The organism is Streptomyces sp. NPDC127097, from assembly GCF_042724075.1.
Lineage (GTDB): Bacteria > Actinomycetota > Actinomycetes > Streptomycetales > Streptomycetaceae > Streptomyces.
This window is the reverse complement of record NZ_JBHXFI010000006.1, coordinates 128,805-154,870: the sequence shown is the minus strand read 5'-3', so window position 1 is coordinate 154,870 and position 26,066 is coordinate 128,805. Positions and strand designations below refer to the sequence as shown.

The following is a 26,066-nucleotide window of genomic DNA, read 5'->3' as shown; positions in this document are numbered from 1 at the left end:
GCGTCACTCCAGGCCGACGGACTTGCAGGCGGTGGTGAGGCCCTCGCAGAGCAGGTCGGTCCGGACGGCGCCGTCGCGCACCACGGTGTTCTTCATGTTCTTCTTGGTGACGATCTGCGCCTTGAACAGCTTGGCGGGGATACCGGACTTGCTCTTGCTGTCGGCGGTGGTCGTCGTCAGGGACTTGATGCTCTTGCCGCGCAGCAGACGGAAGGCGATTTCGGCGGCGGTTTCGGCCTCCGGCCGGACTTCCTTGTAAATGGTGAAGTACTGGGTTCCGGCCACCACCCGCTGTAGCGCGGGGAGTTCGGCGTCCTGGCCGCCGACCGGCACATTCTTGATACCGGCCGACTTGAGCGCCGCGGCGATGCCGGCCGCCATACCGTCATTGGCCGAGTAGACCGCGTCGAAGCCCTCCGCGCCCTGGGCGTTGATGACATCGGTCATCTCCTTCTTGGCCGCCGCGGCGGACCAGTCGGGGATGTCCTTCTCGAAGACGATCTTATGCACCTTGTCGTCGAGGACCTCGTGGGCGCCCTTCTTGTAGGCCGGCGCATTCGGGTCGGTCGGCGAGCCGTTCATCATGACGACATCGGAAGTGGCCGCCTGGGAACCGAGGGCGGTAAGAATCCCCTGCCCCTGGAGCCGGCCGATCTTCTCGTTGTCGTAGGAGACATAGGCCGCGACATCGCCCTCGGCGAGCCGGTCGTACGCGATGAGCTTGACGCCCTTCTTGGCGGCCGAGTCCACCCAGCTCTTGGCCGCCGCGGCGTCGACCGGGTCCAGAATGATGACCTTGACGCCCTTCTTCACCAGCGCGTCGAACTGTCTTTTCTGGGTGTCGACCTGCTGCTCGGCATTGTGGTAGTCGACCTTGCATTCAAGGCAAAGGGAGGCAACACGCGAAGAAATGATACGGCGGTCGAACTTCTCATAGCGGGCCGCTTTGTTCTCCGGGAGCAGCAACCCTATGGAGTCCTTGCCGGCACCGGCATCCTTTTGCTCGCTTCCGCAGGCCGCCAAGGGCGCCGCCAGCGAAATCGCCACCGCGCCGGTGAGCGCCCGCCGCATTATTGCATTCATTTCCGGTACCTCCAAAGGGGCCGCCTGACCGGCCCAGAACGGCTGAAGTGAACGCCACCTGCGGCCCTACCGTCAAGAATCAAAGTCACAACGATATGAAAGCGAGTCGTGAGTTGACTCTCTGAACCGCCGTCATCCGGCGGGCGTTCCGGACAGTACCGAAAAGTTCAATTCGTTCCGTATCACTCCGGAACGTTCCATTTACCGGTCGGTCACCAGGCCCGAATCCGGGAGTGTAACGGGCGGTAACACCACGCCCCTCCCCGCCGATTGACCCCCCAATCAGGGCATATCCGCACGGAGTTGTACGACCACGCCCGACCACGAGCGCACGGGTGACGCGATCGCCACCTTTCGTCCCACATGGCGGACCGCACGGAGGGCGGGAAACTAGATGCGGGGCGCAGCTTTCCGGGGTCGGGGGCCGCGGAGCCGCTGCGGCCCCCCGCCCCCCGGCCCCCGGCCAGGACGGCCGCCGTGCCGACCACGCCGCCGCCCGATGACAAGAAACCCCGCCGAATAGTTATTCGGCCCCACACCGCAATCAAATACAGCCACGGCAAAGGGAATTCCCGTAAATCGCGTCAGCTTGTTTGCTGCCACGGATATCCTCATCGCGGGCGAACCGCGAGGCGTCAACGGCGACGGATATCGAGCAGCCGCCACCCGGCCCGCCCACCGGCCGCCACCCGGCCGGCCGTCCCGTTCGATGAGATCCTGAGGAAGGAGCGGGCGACCCGCCGATCCCCCGCAGCCGCCGATGGACGGCGGACGTCGCCCGACGCACCTGGGCGCAGAGCAAGGTGACGGACATGAGCACGGCGTGGCAGTACACCCCCATCTCCGCCGACGGCCGGCTGGGGCTCGCGAACCAGCACCCCGGCCGCAGCGACCCGGCCTACCGGCGCCGTCGTGATGCGCTGGCCGCGCGGGCCGAAGGCCATCGGGTGGGGGCGCCCTACCCGGCCGTCGACTACACCGAGGACGAGCACCGCACCTGGCGGGCGGTACACCGGGCACTCGGCCCGGCACACCACGCCCACGCCTGCCGTGCGGTGCTGGACGCCGGTGAGGACGCGGGCATCCGCGCCGACCGGATCCCCCAGCACACGGAGGTCAGCGCCGCCCTCACCGCCCGCACCGGATTCGCCTTCACACTGGCCGGCGGGGTGGTGCCCAATGAGCGGTTCCTGGGGGCGATGGAGCACGGCTACTTCCATGCAGTGCAGTTCGTCCGCCACCCCGCCGTCCCGCTGTACGCGCCCGAACCGGACGTTCTGCACGACGTCTTCGGGCATGGCGTCCATCTGTCGTGCGCGCGCCTCGCCCGGCTGTACCGGCTCATCGGACAGGCCGCCAACCGGACCGAAACCGCTGAGGCCCTCGACATCCTCAGCCGGGTCTACTGGTTCACCCTCGAATACGGGCTGATCACCGAGGCCGGCACCCCCAAAGCCTTCGGCGCCGCCCTCCTGTCGTCCTACGGCGAGATCGGCGCCCATGACCGGCGGATGATCCGCCCCCTGGACCTGCGCACCGCGGCCGCCACCCCGTACCGCATCTCCGGCTACCAGCCCGTCCTCTACACCGTCCGCTCCCTGGAACATCTCGAAGACGTCCTGGGCGCTTTCTGCGCGGACTTCGACGACGAGAGCGCGCGCCGCCTGCGCGTTCCGGCGCTCTCCCGCGACCGGGCGTAGGCGCCGCGTACCACCGGACGCCCGTCTGCCGGGTCAGCCGATCCAGCCGCCCGTGAGACCGAGCACCGCCGAGCCGTCCAGGTCGGTGAGCTTGATGCCGGTGAACTCGCGTGCCCAGTCCGAGGTCTGGAGGCGGAACGCGGGCCGGTCCGCGGTGAGCGCCTCCAGTACGGCCCCGGCGGCCTCGGCGGGAGTCTGCGCGCCGTTGGCGAACTGCGCGACGGTGCGGTCCAGGTACGCCTGCAACGCCTCCGCGTACGGGCCCGCAGCGGCGACCTCGCCCGCCAGATCGACCCCGATGTTGTTCACGAACTCGGTCGCCACGGCCCCGGGCTCGACCACGGACACGGTCACCCCGAGCCGGGCCGCCACCGGCGCCAGGCTCTCCATGTATCCCTCGACGGCGAACTTGGCCGCGCAGTACGCCTCGTTGAAGGGCTGCCCGATGACCCCGCCGACGCTGGTGACGGTGATCAGACGGCCGCCGGTGGCCCGCAGATGCGGCAGGGCCGCCTTCGAGACATGGAGCACGCCGAAGAAGTTCACCTCCATCACGCCGCGCACCGCGGCCACGCCCTCGTTCTCAAGGGTGCCGAGGTGTCCGGCACCGGCGTTGTTGATCACGGCGTCGAGCCGGCCGTAATCGGCGATCACCCCGTCGACCGCGGCGGCGACGGAGCCCTCATCGACGACGTCCAGCTGCCGGACGTCGAGCTCCACCCCCGCCTCCTCGGCCGCCTTGCGCAGCGCACCGGAGCGGCCGGTGTCGCGCAGCGTCGCCACCACCCGCCAGCCGGCCCGCGCCGCGGCGACCGCGGCGGCCAGCCCGATGCCGGAGGACGTGCCGGTGATCAGAACAACCTTGGACGAGGGAGAAGACATGGCGAGCCTTTCGGGCCGTGCGAAGCAGATTAGGTGCGTGTACACACACCATAAGCATTATGTGTGCGCACACGCAAACGGTAGCCTTGGGGGCATGGCGAAAAGGAAGCTCACCCAGGCCGAGATGCCCGTGGCCGATTACGCCTTCTACGGGCTGGTCTGGGCCGGAACCGTGCTCACCGAACGCGTGGACCGCGCCCTGAGCAAGGCCCATGACCTGCCGGTCTCCTGGTTCGAGGTGATGCTCTGGCTCGCCTCCAGCCCGGATCCGGTGCCGGCCTCGGTGCTCGGCAACAGCACCATGCTCAGCCGCAGCCAGGTCTCCCGGGTCGTCGACGCCCTCCAGAGCCGCGGCCTGGTCACCCGCACCCCGTCGGCCCGCGACGCCCGCTCCGTCGAGGTCTCCCTCACCCCCGAGGGCCACCAGCTCTTCGAGGCGGCCGATGCCACCCGGCGCGCCTGTCTGGCCCCGGTCTTCACCGACCTCCTCGACCAGCAGGATCTCGAAGCGCTCAGCACGGTGTGGAAGAAGCTCAAGGCCAACAAGGACGGCTGATCCGGCGGGAGTTGGGGGCCGGACGCGGCTTCCGGCCGTTTCCGTTCGCCCACGGCGACGATCGCCGCGACGACCCGCGGGGCGGCGAGCAGCTGCTGCCGGACAGGCTCCCGTTCCTCTGTCACAGGGTGATGATTCCACCCGCGTGTTGTGCGCAGCGCGGTGGACGGGACTTGTCACGGTCGCCAGGATCTCCGGGGAGCACGCAGGTTCGGCGACGAGAGGCGGGACGTACGGATGGCGAAGCACTGGGCGGACTTCCAGTACGAGATCTATCTTCACGGCATGACGGGCGTCGTACCGCGGCTGCCGACGGATCTGACCCGGCTGGAGCGGCTCGCCGAGCAGCGGCTCGGGCCCGGCCCGGTCGGCTATGTGGCGGGCAGCGCGGGCACCGGCAGCACCGCTGCCGCCAACCGGGCCGCACTGGACCGCCGGCGGATCGTCCCGCGGATGCTCCGCGATGTGCGGGAACGCGATCTGTCCGTGGAGGTGTGCGGCCGCGCGCTGCCCGCGCCGCTGGCGCTCGCGCCGGTCGGGGTGCTGTCGATCATGCACCCGGACGCCGAGTCCGCGGCCGCCCGGGCCGCCGCGGCCCAGGGTGTGCCGTACATCCTCTCCTCCGCCTCCAGCACCCCCATGGAGGAGGTCGCCGGGGCCATGGGTGACGGGGAGCGGTGGTTCCAGCTGTACTGGGCGAAGGACCGCGAGGTCACCAGGAGCTTTCTGCACCGGGCGAAGGCGGCCGGCTACACCGCACTCTTCGTCACGCTCGACACCCCGCTCCTCGCCTGGCGGCCGCGCGATCTCGACCAGGCATATCTGCCGTTCCTGCACGGCGTGGGCACCGCCAACTACTTCAGCGACCCCGCGTTCCGGGCGGGGCTCGCCAAGCCGGTCGAGGAGGATCCCAACGCGGCGGTCCGGCACTTCGTGGGGATGTTCGCCGACCCCGCCAAAACCTGGCCGGACCTGGCGTTCCTGCGGGAGAACTGGGACGGCCCGATCGTGCTGAAGGGCATTCTGCACCCGGATGACGCGCTGCGGGCCGCCGAGGCCGGGGTGGACGGGGTGGTCGTCTCCAACCACGGCGGCCGCCAGGTGGCGGGCTCCGTCGCCGCCGCCGATGCGCTGCCCCGGGTCGTCGAGGCGGCCGCCGACCGGCTCACCGTGCTCTTCGACAGCGGTATCCGCACCGGCGACGACATCTTCAAGGCGCTCGCCCTGGGCGCGAAGTCGGTACTGGTGGGGCGGCCTTACGCCTACGGGCTCGGCCTCGACGGCCAGGCGGGCGTGGAGCACGTGCTGCGCTGTCTGCTCGCCGAGTTCGACCTCACCCTCGCCCTGTCCGGGCACTCCCGCCCCGCCACCCTGACCGCCGACGACCTGATCGAGGAGTCCGTATGACCAGCGCGCCGCACTCGGCCCCGGCCCCGGAGCCGCAGCCCGTGAAGAACGTGCTCGCCGTTGTCTCGCCGCATGTCGGCGGCCGGGCCGCCGGAGCCGCGCTGGCCGGTCTGTTCCCCGGCCGGGCCCGGGTCACCGTCGTCGAGTCGGCCGACGAGGACCCGGCGGCGCTGCGCGAAGCACACCTGCTGATCACCGGGCTGAGTCCGGTCACCGCCGCCCATCTCGCCGCCGCACCGCGGCTGGAGCTCGTCCAGTGCGCCAGCCACGGCTTCGACTACGTCGACCTGGACGCGGCCCGCGAGCGGGGCATCCCGGTCTGCAACATCGGCTCCAGCGGCGCGGAGAAGCAGAATGTGGCGGAGCAGACCTTCGCCCTGATGCTCGCCCTCGCCAAGCAGCTGGTCCCGGCCCACACGGCCCTGGTCGAGGCCGACTGGGCGCTGCCGCGCCTCCAGCAGTCGCTGACCGAACTGTCCGGCAAGACCCTCGGCATCATCGGCCTCGGCCACATCGGCGAGGAAGTCGCCCGCCGCGCCGTCGCGTTCGACATGACCATCGTCTATACGGGGCCGAGGCCCGCCGGACCGGAGACCGAGGCCCGTCTCGGCGGCGCCCGGCACCTGGACCTCGACGCACTGCTCCGCACGTCCGACTACGTCACCCTGCACGCCCCGCTCACCGACCGGACCCGCAACCTGCTCGACGCCGAACGCCTCGCCCTCCTCAAGCCCACCGCCTTCGTCATCAACACCGCACGCGGCGCCCTCATCGACCAGGACGCCCTCGCCGACGCCCTGGAGGCGGGCACCCTCGCCGGGGCCGGGCTCGACGTCTTCGACCCCGAACCGCCCACGGCGGCGCTGCGCCTGCTCAAGGCCCCGAACGTGGTGCTCTCCCCGCACGTCGCGGGCGTCACCCGGGAGACCCTGGTCCGTATCGCCCTGGCCGCGGTGCAGAACGTCGTCGGCCATCTGGAGGGCGAGCCACTGCGGGACGTCGTGTCGTGACGGCGGAGTGCCGGGTGCGCACTCCGTCCTGAATTTCAGCCATTGTTCGGGGTGCCGCTCAGTGGGCTCGCACACCTGAGCGGGCGGTGCGGTGGCGCGTTCCTGGCGTGCCACCGCCATTTCTCGACACCACCGACGGCTGCCCCCTCGGCGACTGGAGTAGCGTCCGCCCGGCTCCCTCCGAGGCCCCACCAGGAAAGGCTGGCGCACGCTCGTGGAACCCCGTGGACGTACCCGTTGGGCGATCGGCGGACTGCTCGCCGGCGGTATCGTCGTCAACTTCCTTGACCGTACGGCGATATCGGTGGCGAGCTCCTCGATCGCCGACGACTTCGGGCTGGACCTTCAGCAACTCGGGGTGGTGCTCTCGGCGTTCACCTGGTCGTACTGCCTGGTGCAGTTACCCGCCGGCATGCTCGTGGACCTCCTGGGGGTCTCGCGGCTCACCCGGATCGCCTCCGCGCTGTGGGCCGTCGCGGGCCTGCTGACCGCGGTGGCCGGCGGGGTCGGGCCGGTCATCCTGGCGCGGCTGCTGCTCGGGGTGGCCGAGGGTCCCTCGATGGTCGGCGCGTCGAAGGCCACCGCGGCGTGGTTCCCGGTCAGTGAGCGCGGGATGGCGACGGCCCTGTTCGACGGGGCCACCAAGCTGGCCAACATGGTGGCGTTCCCGGTGCTGGCGTTCGTGATGAGCGAGTGGGGCTGGCGGGCCGGGTTCCTGTTCAGCGCCGCGGTCAGTGTGCTGTTCACCGTCGTGTGGTGGTGGGGCTACCGGGACCCGTCCGAGTACCGCTCGCTGCGGCCGGCCGAGCGGGGGTTCATCCTCCGGGGCGGGGCGCGGGACACCGACCGGGGCGGGCCGCGGCAGTTCCGCACGGCCCTGCGTTCCGGCAGGGTCTGGGTCGTGGCCTGCGGCTTCGCCTGTTACGGCTACACCATCAATATCGTGCTGACCTGGATGCCGGAGTTCCTTCAGCGGGAGTTCCATGTGCGGCTGTTGCAGTCCGGGTTCTACTCGATGGTCCCGTGGGCGGTGGCGACGGTTGCCGAACTCGCCGTGGGCGGCTGGCTGGTGGACCGGCTGATCCGCCGCGGCCGCGACCCGTGGGTGGTCCGCAGAACCGTGCTGACCTGCGGCCTGGCGCTCGGTGGCACGATCGGTGCCGCGGGCGGCGCCGGATCACCCGCCCTCGCGGTCTGCTGGATGTCCGTCTCCCTGGCGGGGCTGGCCATCGCCGCGCCGGTCGCCTGGGGGCTGCCCGGACTGCTCGCACCGCCGGGCGCGGTGGGTGCGGTCAGCGGGCTGATGAACTTCCTCAATACGGCGGCCACCGCGGGCGGGGTGCTGCTGACCGGCTGGCTGGCGCAGGTGAGCGGGTCGTTCGCCACGCCCTTCCTGTTCGCGGTCGGCGTGCTGGCGGTCGGGGTCGCGCTCTACTGGAGGGCGCTGCGCCCGGCATCGGTACGGGACGCGGCCCCGGCCCCGCAGCTGCTCAAGGTCTGAGGCCCGGGTGCGTCTGATGCTTGAATCCTGTACTTGCATATGGTGTGCAGTAGCTGTGTCAGTCATCACAGATTCGGCCTCCCGCCCCAGGGAATCCCTACTATGACTGGGCAGTTGTCGGCAGGGGGGCGTGGAAAGCGGCTATGCACACCGTCGGCCCGATTCCGCTCCGGTCTGACATGACTCCGGAGCACCCCCGGCGGTCGCCGGAGCCGACAGTCCCGGCCGCCCCTCCCACAGCATCGAGCGCCGCCGCGGCCGAGGTTCTCCGCCGATGAACGATACGTCTGTGTTAGCGACCTGCCTGGCGCGCTTGTCCTGGCCGCCGGAGCGGCTGGCCCGTGAGATCAACCGGCGGTGCGGCAGCGGCACCATCAGCAGCAAGGCTCCGTACAACTGGCTGAAGGGCGCCCGCCCCCGGCGCCGGCTGCCGTACATCATCGCGACGATCCTGTCCGACCACCTCGGAGAGCCGGTCACGGTCGAGGCGCTGTGGCCCGGGCACTTCGCGTCCGCGGTCCCGCCGCAACGGCGGCTGCCCGCTCAGCCGCGCCCCGCGGCGCCCGTGCAGCGGCCGGCCGCCCTCGATCCGCTCACCGCGTCGGTGGACTGGCTGGTGGCCGATGACGCGCTGCCGCCGCCCTCGCGGCTGCGCGGCGAGGAGGTTCCCGGGGTCGCGATCGAGATGCTGACCGCCAGGATCCAGCAGCTGCGCCAGCTGGACGACAGCGGCAGCAGCGGGCTCGTACTGGACTGGGCGCTCCAGGACCTCCAATGGGCGGAGCGGCTGGCCGCCAAGTACTCCTACGACGCGTCGACCGGACGGCAGCTGCACCGCATCATCGCCGAACTCGGCCAGCTCACCGCCTGGCTGACGGCGGATCAGGGGCAGGACGAGCTGAGCAACTCGCGCTTCCTGGCCGCCCTGGGCGCCGCCCGGGCCGCCGGTGACCGGCCGCTCGCCGCGTACATCATCTCCTGTATGAGCTACCGGGCCGGATGGGCCGGCCGCGGGGAGGAGGCGCTGCGGCTGATCCGTATCGCCCGCAAGGGATCGGCGCAGGAGGACATGGGCATCGGCCAGGCGCTGCTGGCCACCCGCGAGGCCCGGGCCCACGCCGGTCTCGGCGACGAGGCGGCCTGTCAACGGGCCCTGGACGACGCGGCCGAGCTCAGCCGGGCGGGCCGGCCCGCGGCCGCCGAGCAGCCCTGGGCGTACTGGCTCACCCCCGCCGTCATGGTGGCCGATGCCGGCCGGGCCTGGCTGGAGCTGGGGTGCCCCGAGCGGGCGGAGTCGTATCTCACCCGCGGGATCGACCTGCTCCGGGGCAGCCAGCCGCGCAACCTGCTGCTGCACAGCGCCTCGCTGGCCGAGGCGCGGCTGGCCCGCTGCGAGCTCGACGGCGCGGCGGCGGCCGCCACGGACGCGCTGGCGCTGGCCGAGCACATCAGCTCGCAACGCGCCCACGCGCGGCTGATGGCGCTGCGGCGGCGGTTCGTGCGGTACGACAGTGCGGTGGCGCGCGACATCGTGCAACGGGCCGACGAGCTGCTGGCGGCGGGCCGGGCGCGGGCGGCGTGCTGAGACATGATCACGAAGTCCCCTCGGCCGCCGTGCCGTTCCGGGACCGTCGGCAGGGCCCCGGCCCCCGCTCGTCGTGCGGTGACGCCGGGCGGCGTGCTGCCCGTCCCCCACTGAGGGCCGGCCCTCGCCCCCCTCCCCTCGCACGACCCCTCGACACGGAACGGCATCCAGGAGAAACAGGAACATATGCGAGTCACTCACGAGGTACCGCTTGCCCCGCTGACCACGCTGGGTCTCGGAGGACCGGCGGCGGTCCTCTTCGAGCTGTTCGACCCCGCGGACTTCCCCGAGTTCGTCGCGCTGGCCGATGCCTCCCCCGGCCGGCCGGTCTGTCTCGGCGAAGGAAGCAATGTGGTGGTCAGCGACGCCGGCTGTCCGGGCCCGGTGCTGCGGATGAGCACCAAGGGCGTCCGGATGACCGGCCGCACCGCCGACGGGCGGGTGCTGGTCGAGGTGCAGGCCGGACACCTCCTCGGCGACCTGGTCGACGCCACCGTCGCCGAGGGCCTCACGGGCATGGAGATGCTGGTGGGCATCCCCGGGACCACCGGCGCCACCCCGGTCCAGAATGTCGGCGCCTACGGCCAGGAGACCGCCGACTGCCTGGTGGAAGTGACCGCGTGGGACTGGGAGTTGGGCCGGATGGTCACCCTGGACGCCGCGGCCTGCGGGCTGGGCCACCGCACCAGTGTCTTCAAGCACTCCCGCCGGTGGACCCTGCTGAATCTGGTCTTCGCGCTGCGCCGGTCCGAGCTGAGCGCGCCGGTGACGTACCGGACGGTGGCCGCCGCGCTCGATGTCCCGGTCGGGAGCCGGGTGCCGCTGGACGAGGTGGCCCAGGCGGTGCTCGCGGTCCGGCGGAGCAAGGGCATGGTGCTGGGCTGTAGTGGCACCGACGACAGATCGGTCGGCAGTGTGTTCCTCAGCCCCGAGATCTCCCCCGCACAGGCCGACGGCCTGCGGGCGCGCAACGCCCCGGTGAACCGCTTCCCCGACGGCTCGACACGGGTGAGTGCGAGCTGGCTCATCCGGCAGGCCGGTTTCGAGCTGAGCACCCCGATCGTCAAGGGTGTTCGCCTTTCCTCGCTGCACTACACCCTGGTCGCCGACGAGGGCGCGACCGCCGCCGGTTTCACCCGGGCGATCGAGCTCGTACGAGAGGAAGTGCTGCGCCGCACGGGGGTCCGGCTGACCTCCGAACTCGACTTCCTCTGAGCGGGGGCCGACGGCCTCGCGGAGACAGTTCACCCGGCGCGCGTCGGAGGTGAACACGGGCCCGGAGCAGGGGAGTTGCCCCGGCGGGCGGGTTCTAAACGCTCTTGACGAAGATCGCGACCTCGGATGAAATACCTCGGCGGTTGCGAAATATTTCCGCAACAACCGGGATTACTCCGGAATTAAATTATCTTTCTTTGGAGGGGACCATGGAGAACGTCACCATCAACCTGGACGAATTCGACCTCGACCTGGACATGGAGATCATGGAGTCGGCCACGACCGCGGCGAAGGCGCAGGACTCGAAGCTGATGACGCAGGTCTGCCCGCCCACCTCCTGGCACTGCTGACCACACCGGTGCGGGGTGCCGCGGGACGCTCTCCCGCGGCACCCCGCGCTGTCGTCGGGCGGAGCGGTGGCACGTGAACGGGGCGGGGACAGGCGTGAGTGGTACGGGTGATGTGCGATTCGAGTGCGGGAAGGTGGCTCTGGTACGGGCCGCGGCCCTCCCGCTGCCCTCGGACGATCCCCCGGCCCCCGGGCCCCGGCCGTCCGGCGAGGCCCCGCACGAGGCAGCCCGGCTGCGCCACCGGATAGCGCAACTGGCCGCCGAACCACGGCTCATGGCGGCGGTGAGCCTGGCCAGCGCGAGCCTGGCGGACGAGGTGGACCGCGCCGTCGCCGGAGAAGCGCTCCGACTCAAGTCGCTGCGCCGTATCGCGAGGTCGCTGACGAAGTACCGCTCACGGATGTCCCACCGCCCCACCCCGTTCGGCTTGTTCGCCGGGGTCGGGCTCGCCGGATTCGGACCGGAACCCGCCCGGGAACCGCTCGGAGCCGGGCGCACCGTGACCCGGCCGGACGCGGCCTGGCTGGACGGCGTACTGGAGACGCTGCGCGATCTCCCCGCCGCACTGGAGCGCTCGCGGCTCACGGCCAACAACCTGCACACCGTACGGGACGGCCGGCTGGTGCTCGTCGACCACCACGACCCCACCGGTGAACGGCAGTTGGCGGGGTCGGTGCGCCACACCCGGGTGGTCCGGGCCCTGCTGGCGGCCGCGGCGCGGCCCACGCCGTTTCCCCGGCTGGTGGAAGCGGGCCGGCGAGCGTTCCCGCACGCGCCCGAAGGGGCGGTCGAGGGCAGCATCACCCAGCTCGTACGCGGCCACTTCCTGCTGACCGATCTGACACCGCCGCCCGACTGCACCGCCCCTCTCGACCACGTACGCGACCGGCTGCAGGGGGTCGACCACCCCACTGCCCGTGAACTGTGCGCGATTCACGGTGAGTTGGCATCTCTGGACACCGCATCGCCGGGCGACCGGCGGGGGCGGCTGACCGCGGTCTCCGCTCGGATGCGGGCGCTGGAGCCGGCGTCCGACGTGCTCCAGACCGACCTGTCCCTGGACATCCGGCTGACCCTGCCGCCCGAAGTGGCCCGGGAAGCGGCACGGGCCGCGACGGTGCTGTGGCGGGCCTCCCCCGTCCACCGCGGCAATCCGCACCTGCGCGACTACCACCTGGCCTTCCTCGAAAAGTACGGAACCGACCGCGCGGTGCCCGTCCTGGAACTGCTGGACGACGCCCGTGGGCTGGGGCTGCCCCGCGCCTACCGGCAGCCCGCAGCCGTGCCCTCCCCCGACTCCGGGGAGCGCGACCGGGTCCTGGGCGAGCTGCTGATGGACGCGGCGCGCCGTGGCGTACGGGAAGTGGAGCTGGACGAGGAGACCGTGCGCGCCCTGGAACCGGCGGAGCGCGCACCGGCCCCGCTGAGCATGGAGGTGGGCGCCGAACTGGTGGCTCCGGACTGGGAGGCCCTGTGCGCCGGGGACTTCCAGCTGGTGCTGGCGCCGCAGGCCGTGTCGCCGCTGGCGGGGGCGATGTTCAGCCGATTCACGCCGGTATTCGGCCCCGCGGACGCGCGGATCCAGGAGCTGGCGCTGCACGCGGAGCACAGTGCACCGGACGGCGAGATCCCGGCCTGTGTCGCCTACCGGCCCAGGGTGGCACGGTCCGCCAATGTCTCCGCCGTCCCGCAGTGGCTGTCCCATCGCCTCCCCCTGGGGGTCGGCCCCGCCGCGGCGGAGACGGCGCACGATCTGCGCCTGGAGAACCTCGCGGTCCACGCGGACACGGACCGCCTCCGGCTCGTCGACGGAGCGACCGGCCGCGGGGTGCGTCCGCTCTCGTACTCGATGCTCAACCCGGCCAACGGTCACCTTCCGTACGTGGCCCGGTTCCTGCTGGAGCTCGGGCAGGAAGGCCGGTCCTTCTGCGCACCGTGGAGCTGGGGACGCTGGGCCTCGGCTCCCGCGCTGCCGCGGGTGCGCCACGGCCGGACCGTGCTCTCCCCGGCGCGCTGGCTGCCGGACCGGGCCCTGCGCGCCGCGGCCGACCGGGGCGACGAGGAGTGGGGGGAGCAGGTCGGGGAGTGGCGGCGGCGCTGGGAGGTGCCCCGGCAGGTGCTGCTCACCAAGGCCGATCACCGGGTCGCGGTCGACCTCGACGACCCGCTGCATCTCCCGGTTCTCCGTGACGAGGTGCGGCGGGCGGCCGGTCTGACGGTGGTGGAGCGGTGCGGAGGCCGGGCGGAACGGCAGTGGTTCCGGAGCGCCGAGGGCCCCCATGCCGCCGAGTTCGTCTTTCCGGTCTTCGCCCGGTCCGCGGGCCGGAGCGCCCCGCCCGGTACCCGGCAGGCCCGCCCCGCCGCGGCGCCGCTTCCAGCCCCGCTTCCGGTCCCGCTCGCGACGGACGGCCCGGACGGCGACCGCGGCGCGCGCGCCCATCTGCCCGGCGGTGAGTGGCTCTACGCGAAGCTCTTCGTGCCCCCGGCCCGCCAGCCGGAGGTGCTGGCCCGTCACCTCGGCGCGCTGACCGATCCCGAGCTGCTGGGCAGAGCGGGCGCCGACCGCTGGTTCTTCCTCCGTTACGCGGACCCGGAACCGCACATCCGGCTGCGCTTCCACGGCAAGCCGGAATCCCTGTGGCCGGTGCTGCTGCCCGAGCTCCACTCCTGGGCGCGGGAGCGGGCGGCGGCGGGACTCCTCGGGACGGTGGCCCTGGACACCTACGAACCCGAGATCGAGCGGTACGGCGGACCGGCCGCCCTCGGGCACGCCGAGCGCGTCTTCCACGCCGACAGCGAGTCCGTCGTCACGCTGCTGGCCATGGCCCCCGACCAGCTGGGCGATCCCTCGCTGCCGGCCGCGCTGGGCATCCTCGACATCCTCACCCGCCTCGGCTCCCCGGAGGAGGCGCTCGACTGGCTCAGCGGCCCGTCGGTGCTGGCACACCGGGGAGCGGTCCCGCGGTCGCGGAAGCAGGAGGTCGCCGCGCTGCTGGACGCGCACGCCCGGCCCCGGCCGCCGGCCGCGGCGGACGGCTGGGGCGTGGGATGGAGCACCCGCGGCCCGGCGCTGGCCGGTCTGCGTGAGGTGCTGCCGGCCGGTGCGACGGACCACGACCGGAGGGCACGGATCGCCCTGAGCCTGGCCCATATGCACTGCAACCGGCTGCTCGGCCCACGGCGCGAGCAGGAACGGACCGCGCAGGTGACGGCCCGTGAGGCGCTGGCGCTGTGGCTCGGACGGCGGCGGAACGACCGATGACCGTACCCCTCGCCCTGTGCGACGCCGCGTCGGACCTCGCGTACCGGGTCGCCGATCTGCTGAGCTCACCGGAGCAGGTGGCCGGTACGGCGCACGAGGCGTGCGCCGCGCTGCCGCCGGAACTGCTCCAGCCCGCCTGGCAGCCCGCGTCGCTGCTGATGGGGCACCCGGGCATCGCGCTGCTGCACACCAGGTGCGCCCGGAACGACGCCCGGTACGCGGCGGTCGGGCACGCCCATCTCGCGGCGGCCGTCGCGGCGACCACCGACGCCGGCCCGGCCGCGGTCGGTGATCTGCTGCTGCCCGCACGGCTGCACGCCGACGCGCACGGCGGCTACACCCGGCTGCTGGCGCGTTGCGCCGAGGTGCACGCCGACTATGTCCAGGCCCGGGTCGCCCGGTTGGTGGCCCGGCGGCAGGAAGACGGCGCGGGGCAGGCGGCCGACGACTACGACGTGATCTCGGGCCTGACGGGCGAGGGCCGTGGCCTCCTCCTGGCCGCCGACCACGGCGACGAGCGCTGCGCGCGGGTACTCCGCGACGTCCTCACCTGGCTGGTCGGGATCACGCATCCCGTGCGGCCCCCGGCGGCCGGCGGAATCCAGGTGCCGGGGTGGTGGTGCGCCCCCGACCGCTATCTCCTCCCCCGTGACCGCGAGGAGTACCCGGGGGGCGACCTCAACGTCGGTGTCGCGCACGGGATTTGCGGCCCCCTGGCCCTGATGTCGCTGGCGTACCGGTCCGGACACCGGGTGCCGGGGATGGCCGATGCCCTCCGCCGTATGGCCGACTGGGTGGTGAGCGTGGGGTACACCGACGACCTGGGCACGCGGTGGCCCGGCCGCGTCGCCCCCGCGGAGGCGGCCGGGGAGTCTTCCCCACCGTCCCGGGAGCGTCCGCCCCGGGAGGCGGGGGCGAGGAGCCGGCCGGGATGGTGTTACGGGACGGCCGGGATCGCCTGGTCGCTGTATCTGGCCGGGCGGGCGCTCGGTGACCGCGGGCTGACGGCCCTGGCCGAGGACGCGGTCGGTGGCCTGGTGCGCCGCCCGCTCGATGCCGCGGTGTCCGCCGACCCGGGCTTCTGCCATGGCCGTGCGGGCGTCCTGCACACCGTCAGCCGGATGGCCGTCGCCACGGGACGCACCGAGTGGTGGACGGCGGCGGACGACCTCGCCCAGGAGCTCGTGGCGGAGTGCGATGCCCGAACTCCCTTTGGCTACCGCCAGGTTGTACCGCCCGCCCCCGGGACGGGGTCCGCACCGCACCGGGTGCACCACCCCGGGCTGCTGGACGGCGCCGCCGGGATCGCGCTCGTCCTGGCCGACTACGCGGACGCCCGCCGGGGAGTCGGCGTGGAGGAGGTGAACGGCTGGGACGCGGCCTTCCTGATGGGGTGAGGCGGCCGTTCGTCGGGCCGGGCGCGGCTCGGGCGTCGGGCCGGGCGCGGCCTCGGCATCGGGCGGGCGCGGCTCGGCATCGGGCGGGCGCGGCTCGGGCGTCGGGCCGGGCGCGGCCTCGGGCGTCGGCCCCTGACACGGCACGGCCTGGGTGCCCCGGCCGTTCAGAAATCTGCGGGTGCCGGCCGGTCAGAAACCCGCGGGTGTCGGCCGGATCTCGAAGCCCGTCAGCCCCTCCGGCTCCTCCTCCCGTACGGATACCGCTTCGACGGTGGCCAGGGGCGGGCCCTCGTGCGCCCAGTCGACCAGCTTCCGCACCCGCTCTGGCTCCCCCTCGCCCACGGCCTCCACCGTCCCGTCCGGGAGGTTGCGCACCCAGCCGGCCACTCCCAGCGCGTCGGCCGTGCGCCGGCAGGTGTCGCGGAAGAACACGCCGTGCACGTCTCCGGAGACCACCATCCGTCTGCGGATCATCCCTGTCTCACCTCGTCACCTCAGCGCCTCGTTCGCCCGGCCCGTCCCGTCCCGTCCGAGCGCAGATATATCCCGGGGCCACGGTCACCGGGCGGCGCCACGCCCGGACGGCGCACGGCTCACGGTGTGGCCGGCGGCCGCGGCGGCACGGGCGAAGGTGGTGGCGTCGCGGACGGCCGCCCCGCCCGGATCGTTGTTGAAGTAGGTGTAGACGTCGGCCCGGTCCGGCCAGGCGTCGGCGATCCGCCGTGCCCAGGTGGTGAGCGCCTGCCTGCCGTAGCGTGGCCAGGGCTCCGCGCGGCCCTCGTGGAAGCGCACATACCCCCAGTCGGTGGTCCGCCACAGGGGCGCCACGGGCCGGGAACCGCGGTCCGCCCAGCACAGCGCGGCGCCCCGCCGCTCCAGCACCGTACGGACCTCCGCGGTCCACCACGACGGGTGGCGGGGCTCGACGGCGACCCGGGTACCGGCCGGAAAGCAGCTGAGGCAGTCGTCCAACAGGCCGGGGTCCGCCTTGAGTGTGGGCGGCAGTTGGAGCAGGACCGGCCCGAGCCGGTGGCCGAGGGCGGCGGCCCGCGACATCAGCCGCCCGACCGGCTCCTCCGGCTCGCGCAGCCGCTTGATGTGGGTCAGATAGCGGCTTGCCTTCACGGCCATCACGAACCCGTCGGGGGTCCGGTCCCGCCAGTCCGCGAAGGTCTTCTCCTCGGGCAGCCGGTAGAAGGCGGCGTTGCTCTCGACGGTGGCGAAGTGCCGCGCGTACTCCTCCAGCCACAGTCGCTGCGGCCGGTCCGGCGGGTAGAGGACCTCGCGCCAGTCCTTGTACTGCCAGCCGGAGGTTCCGACGAGGACGGTCATATCCGCATCCCTGCCCGTTCCGGGGCACGGCATATCAGTCACCGGCCGTCAGTCACCGGCTACCCGTCACCCGGCGTCTCGCGGTCCTCCTTTCCCGGGACCGGCGCCCGGACCCGGCCGTGTCATGCGGCCGCCTGCGGTCCGGCCGGATCCGTGCTCCGCTGGTGGGCATCGTGGTGAATGGGGGTCCGCAAGCCGGTGAGCGGGACGCCCGTGCCGCCCTGGCGTATCGCGACGATCTCGGCCGCGATCGACAGGGCGGTCTCCTCGGGGGTACGGGCCCCGAGGTCGAGGCCGATCGGTGAACGGAGCCGGGCCAGTTCGCGTGCGGTGAGGCCGGCCTCGCGCAGCCGGCGGTTGCGGTCCTCGTGGGTGCGGCGGGAGCCCATCGCCCCGACGAACGCGACCGGCAGCCGCAGGGCCACCGTCAGCAGGGGGACATCGAACTTGGCGTCGTGGGTGAGGACGCAGAGCACCGTACGGGCGTCGGTCTCGGTGCGCCGGAGGTAGCGGTGCGGCCAGTCGACGACGAGGTCGTCGGCCTCCGGGAAGCGGGCCCGGGTGGCGAAGACGGGGCGGGCATCGCACACGGTCACGTGGTAGCCGAGGAATTTCGCCGTCCGCACCAGCGCCGCGGCGAAGTCGACGGCACCGAAGACGATCATGCGGGGTGGCGGCACGCTTGACGCGACGAACAGGGTCAGCGCGCTCCCGCAGCGCGCTCCGCTCCCCGAGAGGGCGAAGGTGCCGGTGCGGCCCGCGTCCAGCAGGGCGCGGGTCTCGTCGGCCACCGCACGGTCCAGCCCGGCAGGTCCGTCGAGGCCGCTTTCGTACGACCCGTCGGGGTGGACGAGCAGGGGTCTGCCGAGGAGTTCGGCCGGTCCACGGGCCACCAGGGCGAGGGCCGCCGCCGCTCCCCCGGCGGCGGCCGCCAGCGCCGCCGCCCACACCGGCCGGCCCGGCGTGTCCGCGCGGAGCGGCGTGACCAGCACCTCGATGGCCCCGCCGCAGGTCAGCCCCACCGCGAAGGCGTCCTCGGCGTCCGGGCCGAACCGCTCCAGCACCACCTGACCGTCCTGGAGCGCCTGGGCACACAGGTCGTGCACCGCCGCTTCCACACAGCCGCCGGAGACCGAGCCGATGACCTCGCCCCGGCTGTCGACGGCGAGGGCGGCGCCCGGGCCGCGCGGCGCGCTGCCGTCGACGGCCACGACCGTGGCGACGGCGAAGTCCCGCCCCTCCGCCAGCCAGCGGTGCAGGGCGTCGGCGAGGTCAAGCATCCCGGTCTCCTCCTGGTGCGGTGCCGGCGAGCAGGACGCGGTCGGGGCGGATCGGCAGGTGCCGGTGGCGTACACCGGTCGCGTGCCAGACCGCGTTGGCGATCGCCGCCGCGGCTCCCACGATCCCGACCTCGCCGATGCCCTTGATGCCGACCGGGTCGTCGGGGTCCGGGTCGTCCACCCAGTCCGCCTCGATGGACGGGACATCGGCGTGCGCGGCGAAGTGGTAGCCCGCGAGGTCGGCGCCGACATGGCCGCCCGATGCCTGGTCCCGGACCGCCTCCTCGTGCAGCGCCATGGACAGCCCCCAGGTCATCCCGCCGATGAACTGGCTGCGCGCGGTCAGCGGGTTGACGATCCGGCCCGCGGCGAAGATGCCGAGCATCCGCCGCACCCGGACCTCGCCACTCGTGACGTCCACGGCGACCTCGGCGAACTGCGCCCCGTAGGAGTGCCGTTCCTTCTTCGCCAGCGCCCTGACGGCGTCGCCGGTGTCCGCCCGTGCCGTGATGCCCTGCGGCGGGATGCCGCCGCCCAGCGCCAGTTGCTCCCGCAGCTCGCGTACCGCGGCGGTGATGGCCCAGGCCCAGGAGCGGGTGCCCATCGAGCCGCCGGCGATCATCGCCGGGCCGAAGTCGCTGTCCGCGATCTCTATGTGGATCCGTTCCGGTGCCACCTCCAGTGCGTCTGCGGCGATCAGGGCGAGCGCGGTGCGTGCCCCGGTCCCGATGTCCGCCGCGGTGATCCGTACGGTGAAGGTGCCGTCCGCCTCCGCCGTCACGGCGGCCGTGGACGGCGCGACCCCGGCGGGGAAGGTGGCCGCGGCGGTGCCGGTCCCGAGCAGCCAGCGCCCTTCGCGGCGGATGCCGGGGCGCGGGTCCCGGTCCGGCCAGTTGAACCTGCGGGCGCCCTCCCGGAAGCAGGCGAGCCCCCGGCGGCTGCTGAAGGGCAGCCCCGAGACCGGGCCCACGTCCGGTTCGTTGCGGGCACGCAGTTCGATCGGGTCCATGCCGCACTTCTCGGCGAGTTCGTCGAGCGCGGACTCCAGCGCGAACGAGCCCGGCGCCTCGCCCGGTGCGCGCATCCAGGTCGGTGTCGGGACATCGAGCGGGACGACGCGGTTGACGGTGTGGTGCGCGGCCGCGTCGTACATCGGCCGCCCGAAGTTGGCGCTGCGCTCGACGAATTCGTACACGGTGGAGGTGAGGCACTCCGCCTGGTGGTCGAAGGCCCGCAGCCGCCCGTCGGCGTCGGCGCCGAGCCGGACCCGCTGCACCGTGGGGCTGCGATAGCCGACGACCGAGAACATCTGGCGGCGGGTCAGGACGACCCGGACCGGACGGTGCAGGACGGTCGCGGCCATCGCGGCGAGCACCACATGCGGCCGGGTCGCCTTGGAGCCGAAGCCACCGCCGACGTGCTCGGACCGCACCCGCACCGAGCCCGGGTCGAGCGAGAACAGCTGCGCCAGTTCGTCCGCCACGAACCTGCTGCCCTGATTGGAGTCGACAACCTCCAGCCGGCCGCTGTCCCAGCGCGCCATCGCCGCATGGGGCTCCAGCGAGCTGTGATGCTCTTCCGGTGTGGTGTATTCCGCGTCCACCACCACGGCGGACGCGGTGAGCTCGGCGTCCAGGTCGCCCTTCGCCGTCTCCGCCGCCACGGTGGGGGAATTCTCCGGGGTGTACATCCCGGGCCGGCCGGCGGAGAAGGCGACATCGTGCGGCTCCTGGTCGTACCGGACGACCAGCTGTTCGGCGGCTTCCCTGGCCTGCTCGGGGGTTTCCGCGACGACCAGTGCCACCGGCCAGCCGACGTACGGCACCCGGTCGTGCTGGAAAGCCTGAAGGATCGGGTCGGGCGGGCCGAACGGCCCCGAGTAGTCCCCGTTGACGCGCGGGGCGTTGTCATGGTGCAGCACCGCGAGGACACCGGGCAGGGCCAGAACGGGCGCCGACTCCACGGAGCGGATCCGGCCGCGGGCCACGGTGGACAACACCAGCCAGCCGTGGGCGAGTTCGGCGAACGGGACCTCACCGGCGTAGCGCGCCGTTCCGGTGACCTTGTCCCGGCCCTCCAGGCGGGTGTGGGCGGCGCCCACGGCCCCGGTCACCGCGGGGTTTTCCGTGGTGGTGGTCATCGGGCGGCCTCCTCGGCGAGTTCGGTCAGCACGGCCACGACGAGGTTGCGCATCAGGGTCACCTTGTATCCGTTGTGGGGCAGCGTCTCGGCTGCGACGAGTTCGGCGTCCGCGGCGGCGGCGAACGCCGCGGCGTCGGCCGGGCCCCCGGTCAGCGCCCGCTCGGCCGCCCGGGCCCGCCACGGCCGGGACGCGACCGCCCCGAAGGCGAGGCGCACCTCGCGGACGACACCGTCCCGGACATCGAGGGCGGCGGCGAGCGAGCCGATCGCGAAGGCGTACGACGCGCGCTCGCGCACCTTGCGGTAGCGGGAGGCTGCGGCGACCGGGGCCGGTGGCAGGGTGATTCCGGTGATCAGCGCACCGGGCGGCAGCGCGGTCTCCCGGTGCGGGGTGTCGCCCACCGGCAGATAGAAGTCGGCGAGCGGCAACTCGCCCGGACCGTCCGCGGTTTCGTAGGAGACGACGGCGTCGAAGGCGGTGAGCGCCACCCCCATGTCCGAGGGATGCACCGCCACACAGTGCGCGGAGGCGCCCAGGATGGCGTGGTTGTGATGCTCGCCCTCGACGGCCGGGCAGCCACTGCCGGGGACGCGTTTGTTGCACGGCTTGGCCGGGTCGGTGAAGTAGCCGCAGCGGGTGCGCTGGAGCAGATTCCCGCCGACCGTGGCCATGTTGCGCAGCTGCCCCGAGGCACCGGCCAGCACGGCCTCGGCCAGCGCCGGGTAACGCCGGCGCACTTCGGGATCGGCGGCGAGCTGGCTGTTGGTGACCGTCGCGCCGATGTGCAGCCCGCCGTCGTCCGTGGTCTCGATCCCGCCCAGGGGCAGGTCACGTACGTCGACGAGCAGTGCGGGCCGCTCCACCCCGGCCTTCATCAGGTCGACGAGGTTGGTGCCGCCGCCGAGACAGCGTGCGCCGGGATCGGCACCGAGCAGCGCGACCGCCCCGGCGACCTCGGTCACCCGCTGATATCCGAATTCCCTCATGCCGTCAGCTCCCCGTCCGCCGCGCCGGCCGTCCGCCGGGCCTCGGCCTCCGCGGCCTGCGCGACCGCCTGCACGATCGATACATAGGCACCGCAGCGGCACAGATTGCCGCTCATCCGCTCCCGGATCTCCTCGGCGGTCAGCGCGGGTGCGCCCGCTTCGGGGCGTATATCGGCGGTCACGGCACTCGGCCAGCCCGCCGCATGCTCCTCGATCACCGCGATGGCCGAACAGATCTGTCCCGGTGTGCAGTAGCCGCACTGATAGCCGTCGAAGTCGAGGAATGCCTGCTGCACCGGATGGAGCCGCTCGCCGTCCGCCACGCCCTCGATGGTGGTGATCTCCCGCCCCTCGGCGGCGACCGCGAGCTGGAGACAGGAGACGGCCCGGCGGCCGTCGAGCAGGACCGTGCAGGCACCGCACTGGCCGTGGTCACAGCCCTTTTTGGTGCCGGTGAGATCGAGTTGCTCGCGCAGCGCGTCGAGCAGGGTGGTGCGGTGGTCGACGGGCAGCGTGCGCTTTTCGCCGTTGATGTTGAGGGTGATGACGCTGGACGTCGATAGGGCCATGATCAGCCTTCTTTCGCGTGGGTGAGGCGCGGCCGGACCGCCCTGAGGGCGTGTGGGCCGACCAGGACGTCGAGCTGTCCTTGTCGCGCGGAGCGGGAGCGTCGAACGGGACGGCCCCGCAGGCAGTTCGGAGGGGGAGGCGCTGTATGTCGCGGCGGCTGGGGTTCCTGCGGCGGTGCGGTGGGACGCGAAGCCGGTCGCGGGATCGCGGACCGTCCCCACCGGCCGCATTCGGCGGTATGGTGGACCTAAGCGGACAGCTGTCCGCTAGCGTGGAAAATCTACCGGACAGTTGTCCGGTTAGCAAGACCCGGCCGTCCGCGAATCCGGGAGGAGGACGAGTGCAGCAGAGAAAACCCGCGCCGGTGCGCTCGGACGCGCAGCGGAATCGCGAGCGCATCCTGGAAGTGGCCCTCGCGGAACTGACGCGGTCGGCCGACGCCCCGCTGAGCGCGATCGCGAAGAAGGCGGGCGTCGGGCAGGCGACGTTCTACCGCAACTTCCCCAACCGCGAGGCACTCGTCCTCGAGGTCTATCGCCATGAGGTGCAGCAGGTCTCCGCGACCGCGTCCCAGCTGCTGGAGACCCACGCGCCCGACCAGGCCCTGCGGGAGTGGATGGACCGCCTCGCCCAGTACGCCATGGCCAAGGCCGGCCTGGCCGACGCGATGCGCAAGACCACCTGCGCGCCCGGCTCGCTGGCCGGACTGGGACACGGCCCGGTGACCTCAGCCGTCGCCCTGCTGCTGAAGGCGAACGAAGAGGCCGGCACCATCCGCCCGGGGGTGACCCCCGACGACTTCGTGCTGGCCATCTCCGGCCTCTGGCAGATCGATCCGCACGGTGACTGGCACGGGCGCGCCGAACGCCTCCTGGACCTCGTCATGGACGGCCTGCGCGCGGGCGCTCCGGGGGCCTGAGCGGGGCGGCTCGGCCGAGCCCGGCGCTCACCGCTCCGCGCCGGCCAACCGGGCACCCGGCGGCACCCAGCGGTAACACCCGCCCGCCTGCTCAGCGAGCCAGCCGTTGACGCTGTGCAGGCCCCGCTCGTTGAGCTGCGCGTCATGGATGCCGTAGGCCCGTTCCGGCTCGACCGCCCGGACGAAGTCGATGGCCTCGGACGTACGCAGCCACGACGCCTGCACGGGCACGAACAGCGTCTCCACCGGCTTGTCCGGCACATACAGCGAGTCGCCGGGGTGATAGAGGCACTCGTCGATCAGATAGCCGAGGTTGGCGCAGTCCGGGAGGTCGCCGTAGATGCGCGCATGCCGGCCGCCGTGCGCCGTGACAGCGAAGCCGGCCGCGCTGAACTCCTCGTCCGGCTCCACCTCGATGACGTCCAGGAGACCGCCGAAGTCCGCGCCCTTGGGTGCGTAGACCGGCGCGCCGAGTCCCTTGAGGCGCAGCACATCGACATGGTCGGCATGTTCGTGCGTCACCAGGATCGCGTCGGCACCGTGCAGCGCCCGTGCCTCGCTCCAGATACCGGGGTCGATGACCAGTGTCCCGCCCCCGGGACGCTCCAACCGGACGCAGGAATGGGTGTACTTGGTGAGGCGCATCCCGGCGAGAGTACGCGCCCGGGGTACCGGCGTCGACCCTCCGCGGCGGCCGTGCGGCAGGGCTCCGAAGGCGTCAACGAGCGGCAGCAGCCGGCCTGGACCGGCCTCCTTTCACACCATGTCCCCCGTATCGACGATCCGATAGCCGAGCTGCCGTGGCGTCAGCGTGAGCTTGAGCCGGTGCCTGGTGGGGGCTGCTGCCACCTTCCCGGCGCCGGTGTCCGTGACCACCCAGGTGCGGACCCCCGACCGTGCCCGGGGGTCGCGCTCCAGCTCGACGGTGAATTCCAGCTCGATCGGTCCCATCTCGAACTGGAGGTCACCGCTGTCGAACGACGCGGTGGCCGCACGCAGATCATCGCGTACGGCCTGCACCGCTTCGGCGAGGTCAATCAGGTTCCGGTCCATGCTCCGCTGCTCTCTGTGTGGCTGTGCGACGTGGTCGACGGATTCAACACGATGGATCTCCACATGCGCCGGGATGCCGGCCAGTCCCGAGGTGGCCGAGTACGCATCGGCCTCCGCTGCCAGGTGGTAGGCGGACAGCGCTTCACCCGCGACGTCCCCGGCCTCCCCCTCTCCTCCCGCCAGTACGGCGTGCAACTGCTGGGCCCGGCTCCGCTCCGCCGCCAGCGCCGTGTTGCCCCCTACGGAGAGCTGGTCGTACATCGCGAGGGACTCTTCCAGGGGGACCAGGGCCCGCTCCCACTGGGCCCCGGCGGCCAGCAGGGTGGCGAGGTTGTGCAGACCACGGGCCAGCTCCGGCCCCACGCTCGGGTCTTCCTCGAACAGCTCCCGGTAGCCCGTGATCGCCTGGTGCGAGGCGGCGACGGCCTCCGCCGTGCGGCCCGACGAGCCGAGGATCAGCGCGAGGCATTCGAGCGCGTTGCAGCGCAGCCGCAGCGCGGACGGCCGGAAATGCGCCGGCAGGAGATCGGTGAACGCGAGGCACTCCTGCAACACGTCGACCGCCTCCTCGGCCGCCCCGACCTCGGCCAGACAGAGACCCAGCTGAAGCAGCGCGTGCGCCAGCCCGGTGCCGGCGGAGTGGTGGCGGTCGAGGAGTTCCCGGTGAATCCCCACCGCTTCCTGCGCGATGAGGAGGGCTTCCTCTCCTTCACCGGCGGCCCGGAGCCGCCGGCAGGCGGTCAGGAGCCGGTCCGCGAGCTGCGGGCCATAGGTCCGGAAGTCCTCCTCCGCCTGTGCGCGCAGCCGGTCGAGCTCCCCGCTCCGCTTCCTATCCGGCGTGCTCATCGTCACCCCCCATTGCCATGGCTTGTTGCAGCAGCGTCAGTGCCAGCGTGGAATCGAAGATGTCCGCGCTGCCCACCGGGGTGTGCCAGCTCATGAGTTTGGCCGGCCCGTCGCCGTGCGGCGCGACCGCCGCCGCGGCCACGGCCTCGTCCGCCGCCGTCGGAGGGCATACGACCGCGGCCTCCGGCACCGCGACGGGAACGGGATCGACGGCCGTCGGACGCTTCACCAGCGCCAGCCGGCGGGCCCCGCCCATCGAGGCGATCAGTGGCGCATGCCGGAGCTCCGCGGACACCATCGCCGCCTTCGTCCCGTCGAACACCGCTTCCAGATCCCGCACTTCACCGGTCTGGGTGGCGGCCTTCAGCGTGGCGAGGAAGTGCCCCGTGAAGGCCGTGTGATCCGCCCCGTCCGAGTCCTGGGACGGCTGGTTGGGGCCGCTGGAAGCGATCACGCAGACACCGTCGGCATGGTCGTCGGGCAGCTCCTCGGCCAGGGGGATCTCGACCTCGGGTTCGCTGAGGCGCAGGTCGCCCGCACCGCCCAGCAGTCCCGTGGCGACCCCGCTGAAGCAGCAGTCCAGGACGATGATCCGGATCGCGGCCGGGGAGCTCCGGACCAGCCGGCGGACCGTCTTGTACGCCAGCCCCGTGGTTTCGATCGAATCAGGGCTCGACGACTGGGAGGCCAGATAGAGGTCGCCCTCGACCTTCCAGCCGTGCCCCACGTAGTAGAGCAGCAGTACGTCGGTGGCGGACTCGGCCGCCCGCTTGATGGCGACCCGCATCCCCTCGCCCGTCCGCGGGTTGGAGACCATCCGGCACTTCTCGCGGGGAAAGCCTCCGCCGTCGGACGGGGCGAGCACACTGCGCAGCCCCGCCAGATTGTGGATCGCGGCCGGCACCTCGGGAAACTCGTGGTCCTGATACTCCGACACCCCGATCAGCAAGGCATACGAAGCGTCGAACCGCGGCAAACGGGCCAATGCT

The 26,066-nt window shown here is 72.4% G+C and carries 22 protein-coding genes; 11 read left to right on the top strand and 11 right to left on the bottom strand.

The genetic code is table 11. The features are described from left to right. Window positions 1-3 precede the first annotated feature (3 nt). On the bottom strand, window positions 4-1,083 hold the full coding sequence (locus ACFWJW_RS08055) for a sugar ABC transporter substrate-binding protein (protein WP_387236554.1): 1,080 nt from the start codon (window positions 1,081-1,083) through the stop codon (window positions 4-6). A gap of 812 nt (window positions 1,084-1,895) precedes the next feature. Here ACFWJW_RS08055 and ACFWJW_RS08050 point away from each other — a divergent pair. Continuing rightward, window positions 1,896-2,783, top strand: coding sequence for a phenylalanine 4-monooxygenase (locus ACFWJW_RS08050; protein WP_387236553.1), 888 nt, complete (start codon window positions 1,896-1,898; stop codon window positions 2,781-2,783). A 33-nt stretch (window positions 2,784-2,816) separates the two neighbouring features. On the opposite strand, the gene ACFWJW_RS08045 is transcribed toward ACFWJW_RS08050, so the two are convergent. Beyond that, on the bottom strand, window positions 2,817-3,665 hold the full coding sequence (locus ACFWJW_RS08045) for an SDR family oxidoreductase (RefSeq protein WP_387236551.1): 849 nt from the start codon (window positions 3,663-3,665) through the stop codon (window positions 2,817-2,819). 94 nt (window positions 3,666-3,759) lie between these two features. Between ACFWJW_RS08045 and ACFWJW_RS08040 the strand changes: the two genes are divergently transcribed. The 9 genes from ACFWJW_RS08040 (at window position 3,760) to ACFWJW_RS08000 (ending at window position 15,948) form a co-directional block, all read left to right on the top strand. Further along, a complete protein-coding gene (locus ACFWJW_RS08040; RefSeq protein ID WP_387236549.1) occupies window positions 3,760-4,221 on the top strand; it encodes a MarR family winged helix-turn-helix transcriptional regulator in 462 nt (153 codons plus the stop codon). 237 nt (window positions 4,222-4,458) lie between these two features. Then, entirely contained in the window at window positions 4,459-5,628 is a 1,170-nt protein-coding gene (locus tag ACFWJW_RS08035; protein ID WP_387236547.1) for a lactate 2-monooxygenase, read from the top strand. Further along, window positions 5,625-6,638, top strand: coding sequence for a 2-hydroxyacid dehydrogenase (locus ACFWJW_RS08030; protein ID WP_387236545.1), 1,014 nt, complete (start codon window positions 5,625-5,627; stop codon window positions 6,636-6,638). The genes ACFWJW_RS08035 and ACFWJW_RS08030 overlap by 4 nt, the downstream gene beginning before the upstream one ends. Window positions 6,639-6,852: 214 nt before the next feature. Beyond that, window positions 6,853-8,139 carry an MFS transporter gene (locus ACFWJW_RS08025; protein WP_387236544.1) on the top strand — a complete coding sequence of 429 codons (1,287 nt, stop codon included), beginning with the start codon at window positions 6,853-6,855 and terminating at the stop codon, window positions 8,137-8,139. A 274-nt stretch (window positions 8,140-8,413) separates the two neighbouring features. Beyond that, a complete protein-coding gene (locus ACFWJW_RS08020; protein WP_387236542.1) occupies window positions 8,414-9,724 on the top strand; it encodes a hypothetical protein in 1,311 nt (436 codons plus the stop codon). A gap of 165 nt (window positions 9,725-9,889) precedes the next feature. Further along, a complete protein-coding gene (locus ACFWJW_RS08015; RefSeq protein ID WP_387236642.1) occupies window positions 9,890-10,939 on the top strand; it encodes a UDP-N-acetylmuramate dehydrogenase in 1,050 nt (349 codons plus the stop codon). Between the two features lie 209 nt (window positions 10,940-11,148). Beyond that, window positions 11,149-11,289, top strand: coding sequence for a hypothetical protein (locus ACFWJW_RS08010; RefSeq protein WP_387236540.1), 141 nt, complete (start codon window positions 11,149-11,151; stop codon window positions 11,287-11,289). A 133-nt stretch (window positions 11,290-11,422) separates the two neighbouring features. Next, a complete protein-coding gene (locus ACFWJW_RS08005; protein ID WP_387236538.1) occupies window positions 11,423-14,551 on the top strand; it encodes a lantibiotic dehydratase in 3,129 nt (1,042 codons plus the stop codon). Continuing rightward, window positions 14,548-15,948, top strand: a complete 1,401-nt coding sequence (locus ACFWJW_RS08000) for a lanthionine synthetase C family protein (RefSeq protein ID WP_387236536.1) — start codon at window positions 14,548-14,550, stop codon at window positions 15,946-15,948. Before ACFWJW_RS08005 ends, ACFWJW_RS08000 begins: the two co-directional genes overlap by 4 nt. A gap of 189 nt (window positions 15,949-16,137) precedes the next feature. On the opposite strand, the gene ACFWJW_RS07995 is transcribed toward ACFWJW_RS08000, so the two are convergent. The 6 genes from ACFWJW_RS07995 to ACFWJW_RS07970 form a co-directional block, all read right to left on the bottom strand. Further along, window positions 16,138-16,422 (bottom strand): acylphosphatase, encoded by a 285-nt coding sequence (locus ACFWJW_RS07995; protein WP_387236534.1) that lies wholly within the window; start codon window positions 16,420-16,422, stop codon window positions 16,138-16,140. An 84-nt stretch (window positions 16,423-16,506) separates the two neighbouring features. Continuing rightward, window positions 16,507-17,280 (bottom strand): DUF72 domain-containing protein, encoded by a 774-nt coding sequence (locus ACFWJW_RS07990; protein WP_387236532.1) that lies wholly within the window; start codon window positions 17,278-17,280, stop codon window positions 16,507-16,509. Between the two features lie 122 nt (window positions 17,281-17,402). After that, entirely contained in the window at window positions 17,403-18,560 is a 1,158-nt protein-coding gene (locus ACFWJW_RS07985; protein WP_387236530.1) for an XdhC family protein, read from the bottom strand. Next, the gene (locus ACFWJW_RS07980; RefSeq protein ID WP_387236528.1) at window positions 18,553-20,700 is read right to left on the bottom strand and encodes a xanthine dehydrogenase family protein molybdopterin-binding subunit; all 2,148 of its coding nucleotides are present in this window, start codon (window positions 20,698-20,700) and stop codon (window positions 18,553-18,555) included. Before ACFWJW_RS07980 ends, ACFWJW_RS07985 begins: the two co-directional genes overlap by 8 nt. Beyond that, window positions 20,697-21,689, bottom strand: a complete 993-nt coding sequence (locus tag ACFWJW_RS07975; RefSeq protein ID WP_387236526.1) for an FAD binding domain-containing protein — start codon at window positions 21,687-21,689, stop codon at window positions 20,697-20,699. Before ACFWJW_RS07975 ends, ACFWJW_RS07980 begins: the two co-directional genes overlap by 4 nt. Beyond that, entirely contained in the window at window positions 21,686-22,258 is a 573-nt protein-coding gene (locus ACFWJW_RS07970) for a 2Fe-2S iron-sulfur cluster-binding protein (protein ID WP_387236524.1), read from the bottom strand. Before ACFWJW_RS07970 ends, ACFWJW_RS07975 begins: the two co-directional genes overlap by 4 nt. Before the next feature lie 341 nt (window positions 22,259-22,599). Between ACFWJW_RS07970 and ACFWJW_RS07965 the strand changes: the two genes are divergently transcribed. Then, on the top strand, window positions 22,600-23,178 hold the full coding sequence (locus tag ACFWJW_RS07965; protein ID WP_387236522.1) for a TetR/AcrR family transcriptional regulator: 579 nt from the start codon (window positions 22,600-22,602) through the stop codon (window positions 23,176-23,178). Between the two features lie 27 nt (window positions 23,179-23,205). On the opposite strand, the gene ACFWJW_RS07960 is transcribed toward ACFWJW_RS07965, so the two are convergent. The 3 genes from ACFWJW_RS07960 to ACFWJW_RS07950 all read right to left on the bottom strand — a co-directional run bounded on the left by ACFWJW_RS07960 (window position 23,206) and on the right by ACFWJW_RS07950 (window position 26,062). Next, entirely contained in the window at window positions 23,206-23,823 is a 618-nt protein-coding gene (locus tag ACFWJW_RS07960) for an MBL fold metallo-hydrolase (RefSeq protein WP_387236520.1), read from the bottom strand. A 111-nt stretch (window positions 23,824-23,934) separates the two neighbouring features. Continuing rightward, complete coding sequence (locus ACFWJW_RS07955) at window positions 23,935-25,077, bottom strand: trypco2 family protein (protein ID WP_387236518.1); 1,143 nt, start codon at window positions 25,075-25,077, stop codon at window positions 23,935-23,937. Continuing rightward, a complete protein-coding gene (locus ACFWJW_RS07950; protein ID WP_387236516.1) occupies window positions 25,061-26,062 on the bottom strand; it encodes a caspase domain-containing protein in 1,002 nt (333 codons plus the stop codon). The genes ACFWJW_RS07955 and ACFWJW_RS07950 overlap by 17 nt, the downstream gene beginning before the upstream one ends. Window positions 26,063-26,066: the final 4 nt, after the last annotated feature.

What these genes read in the sequence shown, in the direction of transcription:
- ACFWJW_RS07975 (WP_387236526.1), bottom strand. Translation starts at nt 21,689, where the DNA reads ATGAGGGAATTCGGATATCAGCGGGTGACCGAGGTCGCCGGGGCGGTC.
- ACFWJW_RS08055 (WP_387236554.1), bottom strand. Translation starts at nt 1,083, where the DNA reads ATGAATGCAATAATGCGGCGGGCGCTCACCGGCGCGGTGGCGATTTCG.
- ACFWJW_RS07995 (WP_387236534.1), bottom strand. Translation starts at nt 16,422, where the DNA reads ATGATCCGCAGACGGATGGTGGTCTCCGGAGACGTGCACGGCGTGTTC.
- ACFWJW_RS07980 (WP_387236528.1), bottom strand. Translation starts at nt 20,700, where the DNA reads ATGACCACCACCACGGAAAACCCCGCGGTGACCGGGGCCGTGGGCGCC.
- ACFWJW_RS08040 (WP_387236549.1), top strand. Translation starts at nt 3,760, where the DNA reads ATGGCGAAAAGGAAGCTCACCCAGGCCGAGATGCCCGTGGCCGATTAC.
- ACFWJW_RS08035 (WP_387236547.1), top strand. Translation starts at nt 4,459, where the DNA reads ATGGCGAAGCACTGGGCGGACTTCCAGTACGAGATCTATCTTCACGGC.
- ACFWJW_RS08000 (WP_387236536.1), top strand. Translation starts at nt 14,548, where the DNA reads ATGACCGTACCCCTCGCCCTGTGCGACGCCGCGTCGGACCTCGCGTAC.
- ACFWJW_RS07960 (WP_387236520.1), bottom strand. Translation starts at nt 23,823, where the DNA reads ATGCGCCTCACCAAGTACACCCATTCCTGCGTCCGGTTGGAGCGTCCC.
- ACFWJW_RS08045 (WP_387236551.1), bottom strand. Translation starts at nt 3,665, where the DNA reads ATGTCTTCTCCCTCGTCCAAGGTTGTTCTGATCACCGGCACGTCCTCC.
- ACFWJW_RS08050 (WP_387236553.1), top strand. Translation starts at nt 1,896, where the DNA reads ATGAGCACGGCGTGGCAGTACACCCCCATCTCCGCCGACGGCCGGCTG.
- ACFWJW_RS07970 (WP_387236524.1), bottom strand. Translation starts at nt 22,258, where the DNA reads ATGGCCCTATCGACGTCCAGCGTCATCACCCTCAACATCAACGGCGAA.
- ACFWJW_RS08010 (WP_387236540.1), top strand. Translation starts at nt 11,149, where the DNA reads ATGGAGAACGTCACCATCAACCTGGACGAATTCGACCTCGACCTGGAC.
- ACFWJW_RS07985 (WP_387236530.1), bottom strand. Translation starts at nt 18,560, where the DNA reads ATGCTTGACCTCGCCGACGCCCTGCACCGCTGGCTGGCGGAGGGGCGG.
- ACFWJW_RS07955 (WP_387236518.1), bottom strand. Translation starts at nt 25,077, where the DNA reads ATGAGCACGCCGGATAGGAAGCGGAGCGGGGAGCTCGACCGGCTGCGC.
- ACFWJW_RS08030 (WP_387236545.1), top strand. Translation starts at nt 5,625, where the DNA reads ATGACCAGCGCGCCGCACTCGGCCCCGGCCCCGGAGCCGCAGCCCGTG.
- ACFWJW_RS07990 (WP_387236532.1), bottom strand. Translation starts at nt 17,280, where the DNA reads ATGACCGTCCTCGTCGGAACCTCCGGCTGGCAGTACAAGGACTGGCGC.
- ACFWJW_RS08020 (WP_387236542.1), top strand. Translation starts at nt 8,414, where the DNA reads ATGAACGATACGTCTGTGTTAGCGACCTGCCTGGCGCGCTTGTCCTGG.